This is a genomic window from Streptomyces sp. 2323.1 (assembly GCF_900221035.1).
Classification (GTDB): Bacteria; Actinomycetota; Actinomycetes; order Streptomycetales; family Streptomycetaceae; genus Streptomyces; species Streptomyces sioyaensis.
Map to the genome: position 1 here is coordinate 2,894,397 of NZ_LT907981.1, position 21,426 is coordinate 2,915,822.

Consider the following 21,426-nt stretch of genomic DNA (forward strand, 5'->3'; position numbering starts at 1 on the left):
ACGCTGATCTGCGCGCTGCTCGCACTGGTCCGCCGGGTGCTGATCATCGCCCGTCGTCGGGCCGGCCGACCGGCGAATCGACCGCAGAGCGCACCGCCCGGGCAGCCGGGCCGGCCGACGGCGCGGCCTGCGGACCGGGGGCGCCCGCGGCCCGGGAACCGTCCGCGGCAGGTGGCTCGCCAGCCCGAACGGCGTGCGCAGCCATCGCGGCCCCCACAATCCCCGCGTTGTTCTGAAGCTGAGCCGGCACGATCTCGGCCCTGATGCCCTCGATCAGCGGCAGGAACTTCTCCGCCTTGCGGCTCACCCCGCCGCCGATCACGAACAGCTCGGGCGAGAAGAGCATCTCCACATGGGCGAGGTACTTCTGGACCCGGTGCGCCCAGTGCTGCCAGCTCAGCGCCTCGTCCTCCTTGGCCTTGGTGGAGGCGCGCTTCTCGGCGTCGTGGCCGTGCAGCTCCAGATGGCCGAGCTCGGTGTTGGGGACGAGGCGGCCGTCGGTGAAGACGGCGCTGCCGATGCCGGTGCCGAGGGTGAGCACGATGACGGTGCCGGCCCGGCCGCGGCCCGCGCCGTAGCGCATTTCGGCCAGGCCGGCGGCGTCCGCGTCATTGAGCAGGGTGACCGGGCTGCCGCCGGCCTCGCCGCCCAGCCTGCTGGTCAGCAGCGTGCCGGCGTCGGTGCCGATCCAGGCCTTGTCGACATTTGCCGCGGTACGGGTCGTCCCCTCGGTGACCACGCCGGGGAAGGTCGCGCCGACCGGCCCCGACCACTCGAAGTGGTCCACGACCTGTTTGACGCCGTCCGCGACCGCATCCGGGGTGGCCGGATGCGGGGTCAGTACCTTGTAGCGCTCGTCGGCGAGATCGCCGCGCTCCAGATCCACCGGGGCACCTTTGATGCCCGATCCGCCGATGTCCACACCGAAGACCTTCATGGGAAAAGGCTAGGCGTCAGCGGGGCGGCGCGCCCCCGGGATGGGCGGATACCCGGTCCCGGAAGCGCGGCGGGGACGGGCGGGGTCAGTCCTCGGTGGCGGCCTTCGCCTCGGCGCGCAGGTCGCGGCGCAGCTCCTTGGGCAGCGAGAAGGCGATGGACTCCTCGGCGGCGGTGATGGTCGAGACGTCCTCGTAACCGCGCTGGGCGAGCCAGTCCAGGACGCCGTGGACGAGGATCTCGGGGACGGAGGCACCGGAGGTGACCCCGACCGTGCCGACGCCCTCCAGCCAGGCCTCGTCGATCTCCTCGGCGTAGTCGACCAGATGGGCGGCGCGGGCGCCCGCGCCCAGTGCCACCTCGACCAGGCGCACGGAGTTCGAGGAGTTCTTGGAGCCGACGACGATGACGAGATCGGCCTCGGCGCCCATCTGCTTCACCGCGGTCTGCCGGTTCTGGGTGGCGTAGCAGATGTCGTCGCTGGGCGGCGAGAGGAGGTTGGGGTAACGGCCCTTGAGGGCGTCCACGGTCTCCATGGTCTCGTCGACCGAGAGGGTGGTCTGGGAGAGCCAGACGACCCGGTCCGGGTCGCGGACCTCGACGTTGGCGACGTCCTCGGGGCCGTCGACGAGGGTGATGTGCTCGGGGGCCTCACCGCTCGTGCCGATGACCTCTTCGTGGCCTTCGTGGCCGATCAGGAGGATGTCGTAGTCCTCCTTGGCGTAGCGGACGGCTTCCTTGTGGACCTTGGTGACGAGCGGGCAGGTGGCGTCGATGGAGGCGAGCTTGCCGCGCTTGGCCTCTTCGTGGACGACGGGTGCCACGCCGTGTGCGGAGAAGATGACGATGTTGCCCTCGGGTACCTCTTCGGTCTCCTCGACGAAGATCGCACCCTTCTTTTCGAGGGTCTTGACGACGTACTTGTTGTGCACGATCTCGTGGCGTACGTAAACGGGGGCGCCGTACTGCTCCAGGGCCTTCTCCACGGCGATCACGGCGCGGTCCACGCCCGCACAGTAGCCACGGGGGGCGGCGAGCAGGACCTTGCGGCCGTCGCTGCGGCGCGCTGCGTCTTCGCCCGGGTTGGCGGCGGGCGTCGGGCTGGGCGAGGAAGTCATGCGTCCCATCGTAAAGGCGTGCCACCGCCCCGGAAGATCGCGCCGTGGCCGCAGACTGAGGGCGGACGCAGCGAGGAGGCGCGATGCCGGGCACGGACGGTGGCGGGGCGGGCGAGGCCGCGGGCCATGACGCGCGAGAAGCCGGCGGGTGCGACGGCGCGCCGGGGGCACTGCGGCGGACGCTGTCGTTCCGGGATCTGATCGTCTACGGGCTGCTGTTCATCGCCCCGATGGCGCCGGTCGGGATCTTCGGCACCCTGCAGGCCACCTCGCACGGCGCGGTCACCGCCGTCTATGCCGTCGCGACCGCCGCGATGGCGTGCACCGCGTACTCCTACGCCCAGATGGTGCGGGTCGTCCCGCAGGCCGGGTCGGTCTATGCGTACGCCCGGGCGGGGCTGAGCGAGGGCGCCGGGTTCCTCGCCGGGTGGCTGGCGCTGCTGGACTATCTACTGGTCCCGGCGGTGGCGTACCTGTTCTCCGGGATCGCGTTGCATGCGCTGGTGCCGTCCGTGCACCCGTGGGTGTGGACGGCGCTGGCGGTGGTCGTGACGACGCTGCTGAATCTGTGGGGCGTACGGACCGCGGCCCGGGTCGGCTTCGCGGTGCTGGCGATGGAGATCGTGGTGCTCGGGGTGTTCGTGGCGTCGGCCCTCGTCGAGCTGCTGGCGCACGGGGCGCGGCGGGGCTGGGCGGAGCCGCTGACCGGTGCGGGCGGCTTCGCGCCCGCTGCGGTGCTGTCCGCGGTGTCGGTGGCGGTGCTGTCGTATCTGGGCTTCGATGCGATCGCGTCGTTCGCGGAGGAGGCGGCGGGCCCGTCGGCGGGAAAGGAGGGCGGCCGGGGGCGCGACGGGCCACAACGGGTGGCGCGGGCGGTGCTCACGTGTCTGGTGGTGGCCGGGGTGCTGTTCGCCGCGCAGACGTATCTGGCCGCGCTGCTGATGCCGATGAGCGCGGCGGAGCTGGCGGCCCGGCCGGCGGAGCAGGGCAATGCGTTCTACGCGACGGTCGATGCGGCGCTGGGCACCGGGCTGCACAACCTGGTGGCGGTGAGCAAGGCGATCGGTGCGGCGTTCGCGGCGCTGGCGGGGCAGGCGGCGGCCGGCCGGCTGCTGTTCGCGATGGCCCGGGACCGGCGGCTGCCGGGGGCGATGGCGAAGGTGGCCACGGGCAGCGGGGTGCCGCGCCGGGCGCTGCTGGGTGCGGCCCTGGTGACGCTGGTGGCGGCGGTGGGGGCGGCACGCCGGGACGACGGGCTCGCCGAGCTGTCGTCGGTCGTGAGCGTGGGGGCGCTGTCCGCGTTCGCGCTGCTGCACGCGTCGGTGATCAGCTGGTTCCGGTTCCGGGCCCGCGAACGGGCCGGGGTGCCGGGCGTGCTGCGGCATGTGGTGGTGCCGTCGCTGGGCCTGGCGGTGGTGATCGCGGTGCTCGCCAAGGCGTCCGCGACCGCGCAGGTCGTGGGCGGGTGCTGGCTGGTGGTGGGGCTGGTGGTGCTGGCGGTGCAGCGCCGTGGGCGGGCGGGGGGCGGGGCGGATCAGGGCTGAGCGTGGCCGGGCTGGTGTGCGCAGCGCTGCCGCCGGGCCCGATGACGCGGCCGCCGGCCGGCTCCGTGCCCGGCCACGCCTCGCGCGGGCGCCGCCACTGTCAGTGGCCGCCGCTACTCTCGCTCGTATGGCTGTTTCTACGTCCCCGGAAACGCCGATCCCGGTCGGCGAGGTGTCCCGGCTCATCGGCGGTTGGATCGACCGGCTCGGCGCGGTGTGGGTCGAGGGGCAGATCACCCAGCTCTCCCGGCGGCCCGGCGCGGGCGTGGTCTTCCTGACGCTGCGCGACCCCTCGTACGACATCTCGGTGAGCGTGACGTGCTACCGCCAGGTCTTCGACAAGGTCGCCGATGTGGTGAGCGAGGGCGCCCGGGTGGTGGTGCACGCCAAACCGGAGTGGTACGCCCCGCGTGGCCAGCTCTCGCTGCGGGCCGCCGAGATCAAACCGGTCGGGGTCGGTGAACTCCTCGCCCGGCTGGAGCAGTTGAAGAAGTCGCTGGCGGCGGAGGGGCTGTTCGCGGCGGACCGCAAGAAGCCGCTGCCGTTCCTTCCGCAGCTGATCGGGCTGGTCTGCGGCCGGGCGAGCGCCGCGGAGCGGGACGTCCTGGAGAACGCCCGGCACCGCTGGCCGGCCGTCCGCTTCGCGGTGCGCAATGTGCCCGTGCAGGGGGTCCATGCGGTCCCCCAGGTGATCGGCGCGGTTCAGGAGCTGGACGCACTGCCCGAGGTGGACGTGATCATCGTGGCGCGCGGCGGCGGCAGCGTGGAGGATCTGCTGCCGTTCTCCGACGAGCAGCTCATCCGCGCGGTGGGCGCGGCCGTGACCCCGGTCGTCTCGGCGATCGGTCATGAGCCGGACACCCCGCTGCTCGACCTGGTCGCCGATCTGCGCGCCTCGACACCGACGGACGCGGCGAAGAAGGTCGTGCCGGACGTGGGCGAGGAGCTGGCCCGGATCGGGCAGCTGCGGGAGCGGGCGTGGCGCGCGATCGACGGCTTCGTCCAGCGCGAGGAGCGGGGGCTGCACGCCGCGCTGCAGCGGCCGTGCATACAGCGGCCGCAGCGGATGGTCGAGGACCGCGAGGAGCAGGTCACGGCGCTGCTGGAGCGCGGCCGGCGGACCCTGGGGCATCTGCTGGACCGCGCCGACTCGGAGCTGACGCACACCCTGGCGCGGGTGGTCGCGCTCTCCCCGAAGGCGACGCTGGAGCGCGGCTATGCGGTGCTGCAGAAGCCGGACGGGACGGCCGTGCGCAGCCCCGCCGAGGTCGGCGCGGACGAGGAACTGCGGGCCAGGGTGGCCGAGGGCGAATTCCGGGTGCGGGTGGACGGCCCCCCGGGCACCGTCGCACCCCCCGCATAGGACGAAGACGGCTCTTACGGACTCTTAGGGTGGGACACATGGCGAAGGCGAAGACGGACGGCGCGGCGGACGCGGAGCAGGGCGCGGCGGCCGGAGCGGAGAGCGGAGTGGAGCCGCTGGACTCCACGCTCGGTTACGAGCAGGCGCGGGACGAACTGATCGAGGTCGTCCGCAGCCTGGAGGCGGGCGGCACGACGCTGGAGGAGTCGCTCGCGCTGTGGGAGCGCGGCGAGGCGCTGGCGAAGGTCTGCCGCCGCTGGCTGGACGGCGCCCGGGCACGTCTGGACGCGGCGCTGGCGGAGTCGTCGGAGGAGCCGGAGACGGAGACGGAGCGCGCCTAGCCGGGGCCCGGCGACACCTGCACCTGGGGAGCAGTCCCCCCGCCGTACGGCCACGCGAACGCACGTGGAATGCACGCGGACGTACGCGATCGCACACGCGCACCGCCCTCGCTCAGCCACCCGGCCACGGCTGCACGGCCCCCTGGCCCGGCCGACCCGGCAACCAACCATCCCCCACCCATGTGAACCGGCACACAAGCACCCACTTTTAGTTGAAACTTAATCTACCTGGCCTATAGTGATCTCATTCCGGTAGAACCCTGAAGTGGCTGCAGCAACCACACGGTCTGCTGTGTGCCACCGATCCTTGCCCCAGCTGACCACGAGGTGCCCATATGTCTCTCGCCCTTGACGCCGCCGCGCAGGACCTTCTCTTCCGGGAGGCCCAGACCGCCAACACGTTCACGGACGAGCCGGTGACGGACGAGCAGGTCCAGGCCATCTATGACCTGGTGAAGTTCGGCCCGACCGCCTTCAACCAGTCGCCGCTGCGGATAACCCTGGTCCGTTCGCAGGAGGCCCGTCAGCGCCTGGTCACGCACGCCATGGGCGCCAACGGCCCGAAGACCCTCAGCGCGCCGCTGACCGCGATCCTCTCCGTGGACCTGGAGTTCCACGAGAAGCTGCCGCAGCTCTTCCCGCACGCCCCGGGCATCAAGGACGCGTTCTTCTCCCAGGCCGCGGCCCGCGAGACCGCCGGCACCCAGAACGCCACCCTCCAGGCCGGTTACTTCATCGTCGGCGTCCGCGCCGCCGGTCTGGCCGCCGGCCCGATGACCGGCTTCGACTTCACCGGCGTCGACAAGGAGTTCTTCGGCGACGGCAAGCAGAAGTCGTTCCTCGTGATCAACATCGGCAAGCCGGGCACCGACGCCTTCTCCCCGCGCGGCCCGCGGCTCACCTTCGACGAGGCCGTCACCGCCGTCTGAGTCCCCCGCGACCGCACACGACGAGGCCGCCGCACCCAGCCAGGGTGCGGCGGCCTCGTCGTGACATTGCCCGTCCGGCGTTACCGGCGCGGGACCTCAGGTCTTCTTCGCAACCAGCGCCGCGGCCAGATCGGCGAGCCGCCCGTACGGCGCGGTGCCCGTGACGACCGTGGTCACGCCGGGCTCCTGGCGGACCAGCGCCCGGTACTTGTCCCCCTGGTAGCGGTCCCACTTCTTGCTGCCGACGGCCTGCTTGCCCTCGACCTTGGTCGCGCCGAGCGTGACGTCCTTGATGAACTGGCGCGGCGCCGCGTCGCTCTGCTCGATGGACGCGTACTGCCGCTCCGGGTCGAGCATGCCCAGATGCCAGGCGCCGCCCTTGCCGTCCTCGCTCGCCCGGTAGGAGACGGAGGTGGCGCGCCAGGTCTTGGGCAGTCCCTGGGGTGCGGCGACCGGGTACGGCGCCGCCCGCCGGGCCGTGATCAGCTCGACGCGGTAGTCGACCGTCTTGACCGCTGCCTTCTCCGCGTCGGCGCTCTCGTCGTGCGGGATGAAGACGTAGATCACCCCGACGAGAATGCCGATCACCGCCAGTGACAGGACCATGTCCCGCACCGTCTGCCTGCCTCGCATACCTGCCACGCCCCTATCGTCCCCCATCCCCGCGACGACTCCGACACACCCCCCGGCAAAGCCCGCCACCTGCGCAAACGCCCTGGATCCCGGCCCTGCGGCGGCCGCTCATGCGTAGGGCCCACTGCTCATTTTGGCGGCCGGAAGATACTGTGAGCCTCTGGGGGAAGCCCCGTGCCCCCGCACCCCGCACAGCCACCCTCGTCCTTCACGGCCGTCGCCGTACAGAAAGGTCGCTCGATGACCGAGCATCATCTCCCGTCCCAACTCGAGGTCAGCCCCGAGGCCCCGGACCGCAACCTCGCCCTGGAACTCGTCCGGGTCACCGAGGCCGGTGCCATGGCATCGGGCCGCTGGGTGGGGCGAGGTGACAAGAACGGCGCGGACGGCGCGGCGGTGAAGGCCATGCGCGCCCTGATCCACACCGTGTCGATGAACGGCGTCGTGGTCATCGGGGAGGGCGAGAAGGACAACGCCCCGATGCTCTACAACGGCGAGCGGGTGGGAGACGGGACCGGCCCGGAGTGCGACGTGGCCGTGGACCCGGTGGACGGTACGACGCTGACCGCCAAGGGCATGGCGAACGCCGTGTCCGTAATGGCGGTGGCCGAGCGCGGCTCGATGTTCGACCCGTCCGCGGTCTTCTACATGGACAAGCTCGCCACGGGCCCGGAGGCCGCCGACTTCGTCGACATCACGGCGCCGGTGTCGGTGAACATCAAGCGGATCGCCAAGGCGAAGAAGTCCGCGGTCGAGGACGTCACCGTGGTCATCCTGGACCGGCCCCGCCACGAGGGCCTGGTCAAGGAGGTCCGGGAGGCCGGGGCCCGGATCAAGTTCATCGCCGACGGCGACGTCGCCGGCGCGATCATGGCGGCCCGCGAGGGCACCGGCGTCGACCTGCTGCTGGGCATCGGCGGTACGCCCGAGGGCATCATCGCGGCCTGTGCGCTGAAGTGTCTGGGCGGCTCCTTCCAGGGCAAGCTGTGGCCCAAGGACGACGAGGAGCGCGAGCGCGCGCTGGCGGCCGGGCACGACCTGGACAAGGTGCTGGAGATCGATGACCTGGTCCGCGGTGACAACGTCTTCTTCGTCGCCACCGGCATCACCGACGGCGAACTGCTGCGCGGCGTGCGCTACCGCGCCGAGAACGCCTATACCCAGTCCCTGGTGATGCGTTCCAAGTCCGGCACGATCCGCCAGATCGACTCCCAGCACCGGCTGTCCAAGCTGCGTGCGTACAGCTCGGTGGACTTCGAGCGCCCCAGCTGACGGCGCCCGGCGCCCCTGCCGGCGACCACACACTTCGCCCCCGCCGGAGAGTCTCCGGCGGGGGCGAAGTGGCCCATACGCCCTGTGGTGTCTGACGAGCCGAAGCCGATGTCGCGGTGGTCAGCCTGCCGCGGGCAAATGGGCCGCACGCTGGAGTTCGGACTCCCGGCGCCGCCGCCGGGTCAGCACGACCCGGCGCTCGGCCGCGGTCAGCCCGCCCCAGACGCCGTACGGCTCGGGCTGGAGCAGCGCATGCTCCCGGCACTCGACCATCACCGGACAGCGGGCGCACACCCGCTTCGCGGCCTCCTCCCTGGCCAGCCGCGCGGCGGTCGGCTCCTTCGACGGCGCGAAGAACAACCCGGCCTCATCCCGGCGGCACACCGCCTCCGAATGCCAGGGACCGGCTTCGTCACGATCAGGCACTTGCGGGGGCGGAACGACAGCGGCATCCTGCAGGGTCTGGTGCGGTAGCAGCACGGTCTACTCCTGACGACGGCTTCGGCGAGAGAATCACCCTTGCCCGTCTCGCTGCGCACGGCCTTTTTTCGCACCCCGCAGCCGCACGAGAGACGATGCACCAGCCCTACCCGCTGTGCGCACGCTTATGCACACCGTGGCGATCGTGCGACAACAAGAAAACCGCCGCTGACGGCCTTTCCGCGGCGCCGAGTTGCCCCCGGGCCCGGGGAACGGTGTCCGCCCCCGGCCCACGCCGCGTCACTTGCGGAAGCGGTCCCGGCGTTCGCGGCGTTCGGCGCGCAGCCGGAGGTGTCCTTCCCACGCCTCCTGACGCAGTTGCTCATGCCGCTCGCGGTGCTCCTCGCGCAGCTGGTGCCGCAGCTCGCGGCGCCCGTCGCGCAGCCGGTCGCGCAGGTCGCGTATCCAGGCGCCCCGCTTGGGCCGGGCCTCCACGCTGCCCAGTACGGCATAGCCGTTGACCAGGACCTGCGGGGCGTTGGCGTCCTCCGCGTCGTTGGACTCGACCTCAAAGCTGCCCAGCACGCCGGAGCCGTTGCTGCGCAGGGTGATGTTCTCCGGGACCCGGATCTCCACACTGCCGAAGATCGACGTGGCATTGATCTGGACCTGCTGCTGCGCGAAGACCGCCTCGGTCAGATCGATTTCGATGGCCCCGAAGAGCGCGAAGGCGTTGATCCGCGCGGGAGCCCGCCAACGGCCCTTGCGGACCGAGGCGCTGAAGATCGCGACGAGATTCTGGTCCGGGACCGGGGCGCCGGGCCCGTAGGCCTCACCGCCGGGGTCCGGCTGCGGACGGCTGCCGCGCGCCGCGGGCAGATCCCGCAGGACGGGCTCCAGTTCGCCCATGGTCTTGGCGCGGTAGACCGTGTCGATCCGCTCGGCGTGCTCCTCCGGGTCCAGCCGGCCCTCCGCGAGGGCCTCGCGGAGGATCTCGGCGACCCGGTCGCGGTCCGCGTCGGACGCGCGGATGTCGCCCTCGGCCACCGCGGCGGGTGCCGTCTTGGTCAGCTTCACCGGCTGCCCGTCCTGCCGCGGGTCCTGCTTCTGTAGCGGTCCGGGCGGGGTGTCAGGGCCCGGTCGTCCCCCGTTGTCTGCATCCACCACGCCAGCGTACCGAAACGCGATAGATCGCGACTAGGGAAAAGCCGGAGTGAGGTTCGCGCCGACTGAGCCTTACCTCACAGCCGTGCCGGGCCGCCGGGGTTCTACGCTGTTCAGGCGCTGCCGTAGATGCCAGCCGGACCTCTCCGAGTAAGGAATGACCTTCGATGCCGGAATTCGCCTACACCGACCTTCTCCCCGTAGGTGAGGACACCACCCCGTACCGCCTCGTCACCTCGGAGGGCGTCAGCACCTTCGAGGCCGACGGCCGGACGTTCCTCAAGGTCGAGCCGGAGGCGCTGCGCAAGCTGGCCGCCGAGGCGATGCACGACATTTCGCACTATCTGCGCCCGGCCCACCTCGCCCAGCTCCGCAAGATCCTGGACGACCCCGAGGCCAGCGCCAACGACCGCTTCGTCGCGCTCGACCTCCTCAAGAACGCCAACATCGCCGCCGCGGGCGTGCTGCCCATGTGCCAGGACACCGGCACCGCGATCGTCATGGGCAAGCGCGGCCAGAACGTGCTGACCGGGGGCGGCGACGAGGCGGCCCTCTCCCGCGGCATCTACGACGCCTACACGCAGCTGAACCTGCGGTACTCGCAGATGGCCCCGCTGACGATGTGGGACGAGAAGAACACCGGCTCCAACCTCCCGGCGCAGATCGAGCTGTACGCGACCGACGGCGGCGCCTACAAGTTCCTCTTCATGGCCAAGGGCGGCGGCAGCGCCAACAAGTCCTTCCTCTTCCAGGAGACCAAGGCGGTCCTCAACGAGGCCTCCATGATGAAGTTCCTGGAGCAGAAGATCCGTTCGCTGGGCACCGCGGCCTGCCCGCCGTACCACCTCGCCATCGTCGTGGGCGGCACCAGCGCCGAGTACGCGCTCAAGACCGCCAAGTACGCCTCCGCGCACTACCTCGACGAGCTGCCCGCCGAGGGCTCGCCCACCGGCCACGGCTTCCGCGACAAGGAGCTGGAGGACAAGGTCTTCGAGCTGACGCAGAAGATCGGCATCGGGGCGCAGTTCGGCGGCAAGTACTTTTGCCACGACGTCCGCGTCGTCCGCCTCCCCCGCCACGGCGCGTCCTGCCCGGTCGCCATCGCGGTGTCCTGCTCCGCGGACCGCCAGGCCGTCGCGAAGATCACCGCCGAGGGCGTCTTCCTGGAGCAGCTGGAGACCGACCCGGCGCGCTTCCTCCCGGAGACGACGGACGAGGAGCTGACCGAGGGCGCGGGCCCCGACCTCGACGCGGTCGCCATCGACCTCAACCGCCCGATGGACGACGTCCTCGCCGAGCTGACCAAGCACCCGGTCAAGACCCGCCTCTCGCTCACCGGCACCCTGGTCGTCGCCCGCGACATCGCCCACGCGAAGATCAAGGAACGCCTGGACGCCGGCGAGGAGATGCCGGAGTACCTCAAGAACCACCCCGTCTACTACGCCGGCCCCGCCAAGACCCCCGAGGGCTACGCCTCCGGCTCCTTCGGCCCGACCACGGCCGGCCGGATGGACGCCTACGTCGAGCAGTTCCAGGCGGCCGGCGGCTCCAAGGTGATGCTGGCCAAGGGCAACCGCTCCCAGCAGGTCACCGACGCCTGCCACGCCCACGGCGGCTTCTACCTCGGCTCCATCGGCGGCCCGGCCGCCCGCCTCGCCCAGGACTGCATCAAGAAGGTCGAGGTCCTGGAGTACGAGGAACTCGGCATGGAAGCCGTCTGGAAGATCGAGGTCGAGGACTTCCCGGCCTTCATCGTCGTCGACGACAAGGGCAACGACTTCTTCCAGGACCCGGCGCCGGCCCCGACGTTCACGAGCATTCCGGTGCGGTCGGGGAGCTGACCTGCTGGCAGGACCCCACGCAGAGCCCCTGGCGTTTCGTCAGGGGCTCTGTTGCTGCCTCCCGGGACTCCACCGGGCGACACCCTGCCCGAGCCGGGCCTGCTTTCCTGTATTGGAAACTCGAATCCCTTGCGTCTCAGGTGCGTTGCTCGCGAGCATCAACCACGACGCGACGAAGCAGGCCCGGAAGGGAACCCCATGAAGGTGACCAAGCTTGTGAGTACCTGCGACCTCAAGGATTGCCCGACCATCTACGCCACCGACAGGGGCACTCTGCTGGTACAGGGGAAGCCCCCGCCGACCACGGGCTGACCATTCCCGCACACGAAACCGTCGTGGAAGTACCGGAAGAGCTGGTGCTCGACCTCATCCGAAAGGGTCTTCGTGGCGCCTAAGAGTCTCGGTGAACTGTTCGACGCTTTCCAGCGCGAGGCGTTCCGGCTGGAGACCCTGGACGACTACAGCAGGTCGGGAAACACGGAAGCCTTTCAGGCGTTCCTGGCCGGCCAGCTGCAGCCGGCCGGGTACAACGAAGCCTGGGTGTCGGAACTCCGTTCACACACGAGCAGAGGGAAGCGTGTCTATCGCGTTCACGTCCTCACTCGCCCCCTTACTCCCTATCTTCGGTTCGAGCTGGGCTGGGGCTACCAAAAGAACGCGACGGGTGGTGAAGAGTTCTTCATTCTCGACATCACCGGACAGCCGAACCCCCTGGAAGGGGTTCCCGATTTCTGGTGGTTCGACGACTCGACGCCGGCGGTCATGAATTACGCGGAGGATGGATCGTTCCTCGGGGCGGACGTGCTTCCCGATGAACGGGCAGCAGAATTCCGCACGTACCGGGATACGGCCATGGCTCACGCGGTGCCGTTCCCGGAATGGTGGGCGAAGCACGGCGAGTGAACAAAGGAGAGCTGGGCGCCGCGCTGCGGGCGCTTCGGCAGGCATCCGGGAAGGAGGCCAAAACCGTCGCCCGCAGCGCCGTCATGTCTGCCAGCAAGCTGAGCAAGATCGAAACTGCGAAGGTCGCGCCGTCCGTCGCGGACGTTGAGCGCATCCTGACCGCCATCGGTGTTTCCGACGAGGTCAAGGCAGAGTATCTGGGGGCGGTCCGGGCATCAGCGACCGAGGCCACGGCATGGCGCCTCATTCGCCGGATGGGGGTGGACAAGGCACAGCAGCAGACAAGGTCACTGGAAGCGCACATGAAGTCACTGCGACTCTTCCAGCCGGCTTTGATTCCCGGCCTGCTGCAGACACCCGAATACATGAGGGCCATTCTTTCTCGGCACGACCTCGGCACCGACGTTCTGACCAAAACGATCAGCGCCCGAATGGAACGCCAACAATCTCTCTACGATGCGGCCAAGGAATTTCACTTCGTCATCACTGAGCCTGTAATGCGGTGGCGAATCGTGTCAGCCGCCAGGATGGCGGAACAAATAGACCGGCTGGTCTCCCTTTCACGACTGTCCCATATCGACATTCGTGTCGTTCCGCTGTCAGCGCGGCAACGGGACATAGCCAACCATGCCTTCGTGATCCGGGACGACAGGACCGTCACGGTCGAAACGATTCACGCGGAAGTTGTCGTCACGGACCCGAGGGACGTTTCCACGTACGTGCGCAAGTTCGAGGGATTCGCCTCCACGGCGGTGTCCGGCGAAGACATGCGGGCCGTGCTGACGCGCATCCGGGACGACTTCTTGCGCGAACAGGAAACCGACTAGGCGAAACCCACTCGCCCGAGCACCATTGCTTTCCGCGGCAGCAATTCAACCGGGGAGGCAACCACGAATGAGCGACGCAAGGACGACGCCGGCACGGCCAGTTCGCCGGTCGCATCCTCCCGACGCCCCCGAACCGGCCACGGGATGCGACGTCTGTGCCGCACTGGCAAAGCAGCGCGCAGAGGCACAAGCCAGGGGCGACCTTTCCTCGGCGTCAGATTGCAACGTGGAGCTGGCGGCGCACCCCCACCGGAGGGCGACGGACCGGAAATCCCGCTGGCACGCGGGGAATTGATGGGTGGATGCGGCGGCATGGCCCTCACAAAAGAGGAGGTTGGCAGATGAGCGTGGCAGCAGTCGATACGTACGGGACACGCACGCCCGACGCCGAAGGATGGCGCGGAGTGCCCTTCCGGCGCCCCCGCGACCTGGTGACCGCCGAGGACGACGGAGGAAAGCACGACGGAGGGCCGATGCCCCCGGAGGCGCCACGCGACCCGGCCCCGGAGGGCGGCGACGACAAGTGAACTCTGACAGCCCCTGCGGCTGACTGAATCGGCCTGGCCGTGCGTTCATCGCGGGGGCCGAAGGACGCCCACCCCGCAGCCAGGTGACATCCGGCGGTGCCCGGGAACAGATCGCCGTTCCCGGGCACTGACATAGGTATGAGTGACAACAGCGCATGCGGCGACTCCGACGGCTTCCGGACCGAGCACGACTCGATGGGTGAGGTGCGGGTCCCGGCGCACGCCAAGTGGCGGGCGCAGACGCAGCGGGCGGTGGAGAACTTCCCGCTTTCCGGGCAGCGGCTGGAGCGGGCGCACATCGAGGCGCTGGCCCGGATCAAGGGCGCGGCCGCCATGGTCAACGGCGAGCTGGGCGTACTGGACAAGGACATCGCGGCGGCCGTCCAGGAGGCCGCGGCGGCCGTCGCCGAGGGGCAGTGGGACGACCACTTCCCCGTCGATGTGTTCCAGACCGGGTCCGGGACGTCGTCGAACATGAACGCCAACGAGGTCATCGCGACGCTGGCGAGCGAGCGGCTGGGCCGGGAGGTGCATCCGAACGACCACGTCAATGCCAGTCAGTCGTCGAATGATGTCTTTCCGTCGTCCATTCACATCGCTGCGGCGTCGGCGGTGCTCAATGAGCTGATTCCGGCGCTGGAGCATCTGGCGGAGGCGCTGGAGCGTAAGGCGGAGGAGTTCGCGGAGGTCGTGAAGTCGGGGCGGACGCATCTGATGGATGCCACGCCGGTGACGCTGGGGCAGGAGTTCGGCGGTTATGCCGCGCAGGTGCGGTACGGCGTCGAGCGGCTGCGGGCCTCGTTGCCGCGGCTGGCGGAACTGCCGCTGGGCGGTACGGCGGTGGGCACCGGGATCAACACCCCGCCCGGCTTCCCGGCGGCGGTGATCGCCGAGGTGGCGCGGGTGACCGGGCTGCCGCTGACCGAAGCGCGCAACCACTTCGAGGCGCAGGGGGCGCGCGACGGGATCGTGGAGACCAGCGGGCAGCTGCGGACCATCGGCGTCGGGCTGACGAAGATCGCCAACGATCTGCGGTGGATGGCGTCCGGGCCGCGGACCGGGCTCGCGGAGATCGCGCTGCCGGATCTCCAGCCGGGCTCGTCGATCATGCCGGGGAAGGTCAACCCGGTGATCCCGGAAGCGGTGCTGATGGTCGCAGCGCAGGTCACCGGCAATGACGCGACGGTGGCGGCGGCGGGGGCGGCCGGCAATTTCGAACTGAACGTGATGCTGCCGGTGATCGCGAAGAATGTGCTCGAATCGATCCGGCTGCTCGCCAATGTGGCGCGGCTGCTCGCGGACCGGACCATCGACGGCATCACCGCGCACGCCGAACGGGCCCGGGAATACGCCGAGTCGTCGCCGTCGGTCGTCACCCCGCTCAACAGGTACCTGGGCTACGAGGAGGCCGCCAAGGTCGCCAAGCGGTCCCTGGCCGAGCGGAAGACCATCCGTCAGGTCGTCCTGGAGGGCGGGTATGTCGAGCGGGGGCTGCTGAGCGAGGAGCAGCTGGACGAGGCGCTGGACGTGCTGCGGATGACCCGCCCGGCACAGCCGTAGCGGCAGACGTTACCCGTCCGTCACGCATGGTGCGGCTCATGTCACGGCGCGCGTCATGCGGCGCCTCTAAGATCTGCGCATGACAGCGGACACGGTGGACACGACGAAGGGCGGGACGGCCGGCGGATGCGGGACGCCCCGGGCGCGGCGGGCTACGGATGACACCCCGGGCGGGCAGCGCTGGGCGCCCGGGGACCACATCCTGTGGCGTTATCGCGACAACGCCGACGCCGGGCGGTTCCACATCTGCCGTCCGATGACCGTCGTTCAGAACACCGAGGAACTGCTGGCGGTGTGGATGGCGCCCGGTACCGCGTGCATCAAGCCGGTGCTCGCCGACGGCACTCCGGTGCACCGCGAGCCGCTGTCCACCCGCTACACCAAGCCGCGCCGGACCGCCCGCGACCAGTGGTTCGGCACCGGAGTGCTGAAGCTGGCCCGGCCCGGCGACCCCTGGTCGGTGTGGCTGTTCTGGGAGCGCGGCTGGCAGTTCAAGAACTGGTACGTCAATCTGGAGGAGCCGCGCCGCCGTTGGTCGGGCGGCATGGACTCCGAGGACCACTTCCTCGACATCTGTGTCTATCCGGACCGGCACTGGGAGTGGCGGGACGAGGACGAGTTCGCGCAGGCGCAGCGGGACGGGCTGATGACGGATGCCCGGGCCGCCGAGGTCAGATCGGCGGGCCGGGCCGCAATCGCGCAGATCACGGCCTGGCGGGGGCCGTTCGCCGACGGCTGGGAGGACTGGCGGCCCGATCCGTCCTGGCGGATTCCCCGGCTCCCGCAGGACTGGGACCGCGCGCCGGATCGTTTGCGGTCGTAAGGGCGCGAAGTGAATCGACGGGAGTGAAGGGGGCGAACCGTGGAAAGGTGCGCCTATGGGCAAAGCTGTTCCTCGCGGGGCGCGGAGCGGGGCCGAGCCCCCTTGCTGCGCCCCCGGCCTTCAAACGTAGGATCGTCCTCCGCAAGACTGCACAGGCGCAACTCCAGAACTGGAAAACGAACTTGACCGCGGTCGCAGGAGGGGCGAGGTCGTGAGCGCGACTAGCTACGACGGATACGAGGGTCTGAACCGGTTAGCACTGGACCGGGCCGGCCAGGCCGAGGCGTTCGACGCGATCGGCGACCGGTACGACGACGCCTTCCCGCACAAGGAGGGTCAGCTCGCCTCGGGCGCCTGGCTGTCCGAGGCGCTGCCGGCCGGCTCGCGCGTCCTGGACCTGGGGTGCGGTACGGGTCTGCCGACCGCCCGTCAGCTCTCGGCGGCCGGGCACCGCGTGGTGGGTATCGATCTCTCTCCCTCGATGGTCACCCTGGCCCGGGAGCACGTCCCGGACGCCGAATTCCACCGGCTGGACATCGCCGATCTGCGCGGCGGCCGGCTCGGCGGCCCCGGCTCTTTCGACGGTATCGCCGCTTATTTCTCGCTTCTGATGCTGCCCCGTGCGGAAATCCCTTACGCACTGGGCCTGCTGCATGATCTGCTACGTCCCGAGGGGCTGCTGGCCCTGTCGATGGTCGAGGCGGATGTGGACGACTTCACGATTCCGTTCCTGGGCAACTCGATCCGGGTATCGGGTTACCTGCGGGACGACCTGCGCCGGGTCGTGCACGACGCGGGTTTCGACGTCGTCGGGGAAGACGCCTACGCATACGCCCCGGCGAGTACGGACGTACCACCCGAGATCCAGCTCTTTCTGCACCTGCGACGTGCCTGAGACGCAGCGCGTCGGGCGCCGGCCGCACCAGCGGCACGCCCGCACCGCGGCGCGTTTGGCGCACAGCCCCGGACGGATGGAATCCCACGCGTGACGGAGCATCCCACCTCCCACGAATCACGGCAGTCGGCCCCGGCCGCCGCGCCCTCGCTGTCCCCTGCCCGCGGGCAGGCCCAGGCGGCGCCGCTCGGCGCGGTCCCCGACCCGCGCAGCGCCCTGCAGCAGCCGGCCGCGCCGGGGTTCGCCCCGGTGCCCGGCAGCGGGTTCGCGGTGCGCGGCGGTGACGACATAGGCCTCGCCGGTGCCGCCGTCACGGCGTCGGCGGGCGCGCCGGGCGGCCGCTTCGACGACGAACCGGCCGCGGACCACGGCGCGGCACGGCGGGACCCGTCGGCGGACGCGGACGGCGCCGCCGGCCACACCGGCGGGCGTGCCGGCGAGCACACCACCGGACACCGCGACGGCCACGCCGTCGCACCGGACGCCTCGATCCGGTACGGGGAGGCGTATGGCGACGCGTACGGGGAGGGGCCCATGGCGGCGAGCGGACGGCCGGGCGGCGCGGCGGACGGGGGCCGGAAGGCGACCCGCGCCGGGCAGCGGGTGGCGCAGGGCGCGACGGGCCGCGCCGAGGCGCCCGGGCCGGGCGAGGAGCCGCAGCACGAGCCGCATCCGCGGCACGGCGGCGAGCGCATCGGGCGGCCGCGGGAGGGCGGCGGCGGGCGGTCGTGGCCGCGCGGCGGCGAGCCGGGCGGGACGGTGCCGGAGCAGTCGCCGCCGCACGAGGGGCGCTCCGCGGTCCCGGATGCTTCGCACGCCGAGGTGTCGCGGGCCGCGGCCGGGGACACGGCCGGGGCCCAGGTGCCCGCACCGGCGGGACCGCCGCCGGCCCGCTCGGCGCATCCGGGCGAGAGCGGTGACGTGGCGGCGGCCCGGCAGGCGGGTGGGGACCGGCTGCGGTTCATCGGGGCGGCGACCCGGCGGATCGCCCGTGGCATAGATCTCGACGAGATCGTGCTCGGCCTGTGCCGGGCGACCGTCCCGACGTTCGCCGACGCGATCCTCGTCTATCTGCGGGATCCGCTGCCGGTCGGCGACGAGCGCCCGACCGGCCCGGTGGTGCTGCGGCTGCGCCGTACCGACCGGATTCCGGAGGAGCCGGACACCAACGGCGGCCGGCTGCCGATGCTGCCGGCCCAGCCCGATCTGGGCCCGGCGATGGGCGGCAGTGCGGCGGAGCTGGCCGAGGTGCAGCCCGGCGGGCCGCTGGCCGAGGTGCTGCGGGGCGTCCGGCCGCTGTTCGGCGAGGCGCAGGCGGCGCGGACGGCGCTGCCGGAGCTGCTGGGTCCGGATCCGCGGCTGCCCGGCGGGCACCGGGTGATCCTGGCGCCGCTGCGCGGCCGCCGCCGGGTGATCGGTGCGGCGGTGTTCCTGCGCCGCCCGGACCGCCCGGCGTTCGAGCCGGACGATCTGCTGGTGGCGGCGCAGCTGGCGACGCACACCGCGCTGGGCGTGGACAAGGCGGTGCTCTACGGCCGGGAGGCCTACATCGCCGACGCGCTCCAGCGCACGATGCTGCCGGATTCGCTGCCGCAGCCGACCGGCGTCCGGCTGGCCAGCCGCTATCTGCCGGCCGCCGAGACGGCCCGGGTGGGCGGTGACTGGTACGACGCGATCCCGCTGCCGGGCAGCCGGGTGGCGCTGGTGGTCGGCGACGTCATGGGGCACTCGATGACCTCGGCGGCGATCATGGGCCAGCTGCGGACCACCGCGCAGACCCTGGCGGGGCTGGATCTGCCGCCGCAGGAGGTGCTGCACCACCTCGACGAGCAGGCCCAGCGGCTGGGCACGGACCGGATGGCGACCTGCATGTACGCGGTCTACGACCCGGTCGCGCACCGGATCACCATCGCCAACGCGGGCCATCCGCCGCCGGTGATGCTGCACCGCGGCGGGCGCGCCGAGGTGCTGCGGGTGCCGTCGGGTGCGCCGATCGGCGTCGGCGGGGTGGACTTCGAGGCGGTGGAGCTGGACGCCCCGGCGGGCGCCACGCTCGTCCTCTATACGGACGGTCTGGTCGAGTCGCGGATCCGGGACGTGTGGACCGGTATCGAGCAGCTGCGGGAGCGGCTGGCGGAGACGGCCCGGCTGACGGGTCCCAATCCGCCGCCGCTGGAGCCGATGTGCGACGAGGTGCTGGACATGCTGGGCCCCGGCGACCGCGATGACGACATCGCGCTGCTGGCAGCCCGGTTCGACGGGATCGCGCCGAGCGATGTCGCGTACTGGTATTTGGACCCCAAGGCACAGACGGCCGGGCAGGCCCGTCGGCTGGCCCGGCGGGCGCTGGCGCGCTGGGGCCTGGACGAGCTGACCGACCAGCTGGAGCTGCTGGTCAGCGAGGTGGTGACCAATGCGGTGCGGTATGCGGAGCGGCCGATCACGCTGCGGTTGCTGCGAACGGACGTACTGCGCTGCGAGGTCGGAGACGACGTCCCGCAGCTGCCGCGGCTGCGCCAGGCCCGGCCGTCGGACGAGGGCGGGCGGGGCCTCTACCTCGTCAACCGGATGGCGCGGCGCTGGGGTGCGACGCGTCTGAGCATGGGAAAGGTCGTCTGGTTCGAGCTGAGCATGCCGCCGGGGGTGCAGCGGCGCTGACGCCGCGCGGGCGCCCGGCCCGCATCCCACATGTTGGACCCCGTCTGAGACCGGACGGGGTCCAACTCTTGCCGACATGCCGTCCGGGGAGTTGACTGCTTGGGTGGACGTAAGGGGCTGACTGACCCAATACGGGACTGACCGACCCTCTACTCCCACTCGTCGAACCAGGAGGCACTCCTCCATGACCAGCACGCACCACGTCCCGCACACGACGAACAACGCCGGCATTCCGGTCGAGAGCGACGAGCATTCGCTGACCGTGGGTCCGGACGGCCCCATCCTGCTGCAGGACCACTACCTGATCGAGAAGATGGCCCAGTTCAACCGCGAACGGGTCCCCGAGCGGGTGGTACACGCCAAGGGCAGCGGCGCGTACGGCTCCTTCCAGGTCACCAACGACGTCAGCCAGTTCACCAAGGCGGATCTCTTCCAGCCGGGCAAGACGACCGAGATGCTGGCCCGCTTCTCGACCGTCGCGGGCGAGCAGGGCTCCCCCGACACCTGGCGCGACCCCCGTGGCTTCGCCCTGAAGTTCTACACCGAGTACGGCAACTACGACCTGGTCGGCAACAACACCCCGGTCTTCTTCGTCCGTGACACGATCAAGTTCCAGGACTTCATCCGCTCCCAGAAGCGCCAGCCCGGCAGCGGTCTGCGCGACCACGACATGCAGTGGGACTTCTGGACGCTGTCGCCGGAGTCGGCCCACCAGGTCACCTGGCTGATGGGCGACCGCGGTATCCCCAAGACCTACCGCCACATGAACGGCTACGGCTCCCACACCTATATGTGGATCAATGCCGGCGGCGAGAAGTTCTGGATCAAGTACCACTTCAAGACGGACCAGGGCATCGACTTCCTCACCCAGGAGGACGCGGACCGGATCGCCGGCGAGGACGCCGACTTCCACCGCCGCGACCTCTACCGCGCCATCGACACCGGCGACGCACCGTCGTGGACGCTGTATGTCCAGGTGATGCCGTTCGACGACGCGCCGGACTACCGCTTCAACCCGTTCGACCTGACCAAGGTGTGGCCGCACGGCGACTACCCGCTGATCGAGGTCGGGCGGATGACGCTCAACAAGAACCCGGAAGATTACTTCATCCACATCGAGCAGGCGGCCTTCGAGCCGTCCAACATGGTGCCGGGCATCGGCCCGTCCCCCGACAAGATGCTGCTGGGCCGGCTGTTCTCCTACCCGGACACCCACCGGTACCGCATCGGCCCGAACTATCTGCAGCTGCCGCCCAACCGGCCGCACGTCCCCGTCCACTCGTACGCCAAGGACGGCCCGATGCGGTTCGACCCGGCCCGGGTGGCCCGGCCGTACGCGCCCAACTCCTACGGCGGGCCGGCGGCGGACACCGAGCACTACGGGGACCCGGCGGGCTGGCAGACGGCCGGCGAGATGGTGCGCGAGGCCACCCGGCCGCGGCGCGACGACGACGACTTCATCCAGCCCGGGACGATGGTCCGCCAGGTCCTCGACGACGCGGCCCGCGACCGGCTGGTGAACAACATCGCCGGGCACCTCGCCGAGGACGTCACCAAGCCGGTGCTGGAGCGCGCGTTCCAGTACTGGCGCAACGTCGACAAGAACCTCGGCGACCGGATCGTCAAGAAGTTCAACGGCGGCTGAGGCACCGCACCACCCTGGAGGGCGGGC

19 protein-coding genes and 1 pseudogene are annotated in these 21,426 nt (G+C 70.8%); 15 read left to right on the forward strand and 5 right to left on the reverse strand.

Annotated elements, in window-relative coordinates; all coding sequences use genetic code 11:
• Nucleotides 1-43: 43 nt before the first annotated feature.
• Both ppgK and CPH93_RS11850 read right to left on the reverse strand, forming a co-directional pair.
• Nucleotides 44-937, reverse strand: coding sequence for a polyphosphate--glucose phosphotransferase (ppgK, locus tag CPH93_RS11845; RefSeq protein WP_096212782.1), 894 nt, complete (start codon nucleotides 935-937; stop codon nucleotides 44-46).
• A gap of 85 nt (nucleotides 938-1,022) precedes the next feature.
• The gene (locus CPH93_RS11850; protein ID WP_093484939.1) at nucleotides 1,023-2,054 is read right to left on the reverse strand and encodes a 4-hydroxy-3-methylbut-2-enyl diphosphate reductase; all 1,032 of its coding nucleotides are present in this window, start codon (nucleotides 2,052-2,054) and stop codon (nucleotides 1,023-1,025) included.
• Between the two features lie 83 nt (nucleotides 2,055-2,137).
• On the opposite strand from CPH93_RS11850, the gene CPH93_RS11855 reads away from it, so the two are divergent.
• The 4 genes from CPH93_RS11855 (at nucleotide 2,138) to CPH93_RS11870 (ending at nucleotide 6,231) form a co-directional block, all read left to right on the forward strand.
• Complete coding sequence (locus CPH93_RS11855; RefSeq protein WP_096212784.1) at nucleotides 2,138-3,598, forward strand: APC family permease; 1,461 nt, start codon at nucleotides 2,138-2,140, stop codon at nucleotides 3,596-3,598.
• 127 nt (nucleotides 3,599-3,725) lie between these two features.
• Nucleotides 3,726-4,961, forward strand: a complete 1,236-nt coding sequence (gene xseA, locus CPH93_RS11860) for an exodeoxyribonuclease VII large subunit (protein ID WP_173909784.1) — start codon at nucleotides 3,726-3,728, stop codon at nucleotides 4,959-4,961.
• 38 nt (nucleotides 4,962-4,999) lie between these two features.
• The gene (locus CPH93_RS11865; RefSeq protein ID WP_096212786.1) at nucleotides 5,000-5,302 is read left to right on the forward strand and encodes an exodeoxyribonuclease VII small subunit; all 303 of its coding nucleotides are present in this window, start codon (nucleotides 5,000-5,002) and stop codon (nucleotides 5,300-5,302) included.
• A gap of 335 nt (nucleotides 5,303-5,637) precedes the next feature.
• Entirely contained in the window at nucleotides 5,638-6,231 is a 594-nt protein-coding gene (locus CPH93_RS11870) for a malonic semialdehyde reductase (RefSeq protein ID WP_093484936.1), read from the forward strand.
• Between the two features lie 96 nt (nucleotides 6,232-6,327).
• Here CPH93_RS11870 and CPH93_RS11875 read toward each other — a convergent pair whose 3' ends face one another.
• The gene (locus CPH93_RS11875; protein WP_096212788.1) at nucleotides 6,328-6,864 is read right to left on the reverse strand and encodes a DUF4245 domain-containing protein; all 537 of its coding nucleotides are present in this window, start codon (nucleotides 6,862-6,864) and stop codon (nucleotides 6,328-6,330) included.
• A gap of 240 nt (nucleotides 6,865-7,104) precedes the next feature.
• Between CPH93_RS11875 and glpX the strand changes: the two genes are divergently transcribed.
• On the forward strand, nucleotides 7,105-8,136 hold the full coding sequence (gene glpX / locus CPH93_RS11880; RefSeq protein ID WP_093484934.1) for a class II fructose-bisphosphatase: 1,032 nt from the start codon (nucleotides 7,105-7,107) through the stop codon (nucleotides 8,134-8,136).
• A gap of 120 nt (nucleotides 8,137-8,256) precedes the next feature.
• On the opposite strand, the gene CPH93_RS11885 is transcribed toward glpX, so the two are convergent.
• Both CPH93_RS11885 and CPH93_RS11890 read right to left on the reverse strand, forming a co-directional pair.
• The gene (locus CPH93_RS11885) at nucleotides 8,257-8,616 is read right to left on the reverse strand and encodes a WhiB family transcriptional regulator (protein WP_040898418.1); all 360 of its coding nucleotides are present in this window, start codon (nucleotides 8,614-8,616) and stop codon (nucleotides 8,257-8,259) included.
• Between the two features lie 240 nt (nucleotides 8,617-8,856).
• Nucleotides 8,857-9,720: a DUF1707 domain-containing protein gene (locus tag CPH93_RS11890; protein ID WP_231977280.1), complete on the reverse strand. Its 864-nt coding sequence runs from the start codon at nucleotides 9,718-9,720 to the stop codon at nucleotides 8,857-8,859.
• Nucleotides 9,721-9,887: 167 nt separating this feature from the next.
• Here CPH93_RS11890 and CPH93_RS11895 point away from each other — a divergent pair, with 167 nt between their 5' ends.
• The 10 genes and pseudogenes from CPH93_RS11895 to CPH93_RS11945 all read left to right on the forward strand — a co-directional run bounded on the left by CPH93_RS11895 (nucleotide 9,888) and on the right by CPH93_RS11945 (nucleotide 21,399).
• The gene (locus CPH93_RS11895) at nucleotides 9,888-11,561 is read left to right on the forward strand and encodes a fumarate hydratase (protein ID WP_093484932.1); all 1,674 of its coding nucleotides are present in this window, start codon (nucleotides 9,888-9,890) and stop codon (nucleotides 11,559-11,561) included.
• Between the two features lie 198 nt (nucleotides 11,562-11,759).
• Nucleotides 11,760-11,956 (forward strand): annotated as a pseudogene (locus CPH93_RS36715) (hypothetical protein).
• Nucleotides 11,946-12,464: a DUF6879 family protein gene (locus CPH93_RS11905; RefSeq protein WP_093484930.1), complete on the forward strand. Its 519-nt coding sequence runs from the start codon at nucleotides 11,946-11,948 to the stop codon at nucleotides 12,462-12,464. Before CPH93_RS36715 ends, CPH93_RS11905 begins: the two are co-directional and overlap by 11 nt.
• On the forward strand, nucleotides 12,440-13,291 hold the full coding sequence (locus tag CPH93_RS11910; protein WP_173909785.1) for a helix-turn-helix domain-containing protein: 852 nt from the start codon (nucleotides 12,440-12,442) through the stop codon (nucleotides 13,289-13,291). The genes CPH93_RS11905 and CPH93_RS11910 overlap by 25 nt, the downstream gene beginning before the upstream one ends.
• 341 nt (nucleotides 13,292-13,632) lie before the next feature.
• Nucleotides 13,633-13,818: a hypothetical protein gene (locus CPH93_RS11920; protein ID WP_096212793.1), complete on the forward strand. Its 186-nt coding sequence runs from the start codon at nucleotides 13,633-13,635 to the stop codon at nucleotides 13,816-13,818.
• A 138-nt stretch (nucleotides 13,819-13,956) separates the two neighbouring features.
• Entirely contained in the window at nucleotides 13,957-15,378 is a 1,422-nt protein-coding gene (locus tag CPH93_RS11925) for a class II fumarate hydratase (protein ID WP_093484926.1), read from the forward strand.
• 79 nt (nucleotides 15,379-15,457) lie between these two features.
• The gene (gene fomD, locus CPH93_RS11930; protein WP_173909786.1) at nucleotides 15,458-16,201 is read left to right on the forward strand and encodes a cytidylyl-2-hydroxypropylphosphonate hydrolase; all 744 of its coding nucleotides are present in this window, start codon (nucleotides 15,458-15,460) and stop codon (nucleotides 16,199-16,201) included.
• Between the two features lie 211 nt (nucleotides 16,202-16,412).
• Nucleotides 16,413-17,096: a class I SAM-dependent DNA methyltransferase gene (locus CPH93_RS11935; protein WP_093484924.1), complete on the forward strand. Its 684-nt coding sequence runs from the start codon at nucleotides 16,413-16,415 to the stop codon at nucleotides 17,094-17,096.
• A gap of 534 nt (nucleotides 17,097-17,630) precedes the next feature.
• On the forward strand, nucleotides 17,631-19,754 hold the full coding sequence (locus tag CPH93_RS11940) for a SpoIIE family protein phosphatase (RefSeq protein ID WP_231977414.1): 2,124 nt from the start codon (nucleotides 17,631-17,633) through the stop codon (nucleotides 19,752-19,754).
• Nucleotides 19,755-19,938: 184 nt separating this feature from the next.
• Complete coding sequence (locus CPH93_RS11945; protein ID WP_093484922.1) at nucleotides 19,939-21,399, forward strand: catalase; 1,461 nt, start codon at nucleotides 19,939-19,941, stop codon at nucleotides 21,397-21,399.
• Nucleotides 21,400-21,426: the final 27 nt, after the last annotated feature.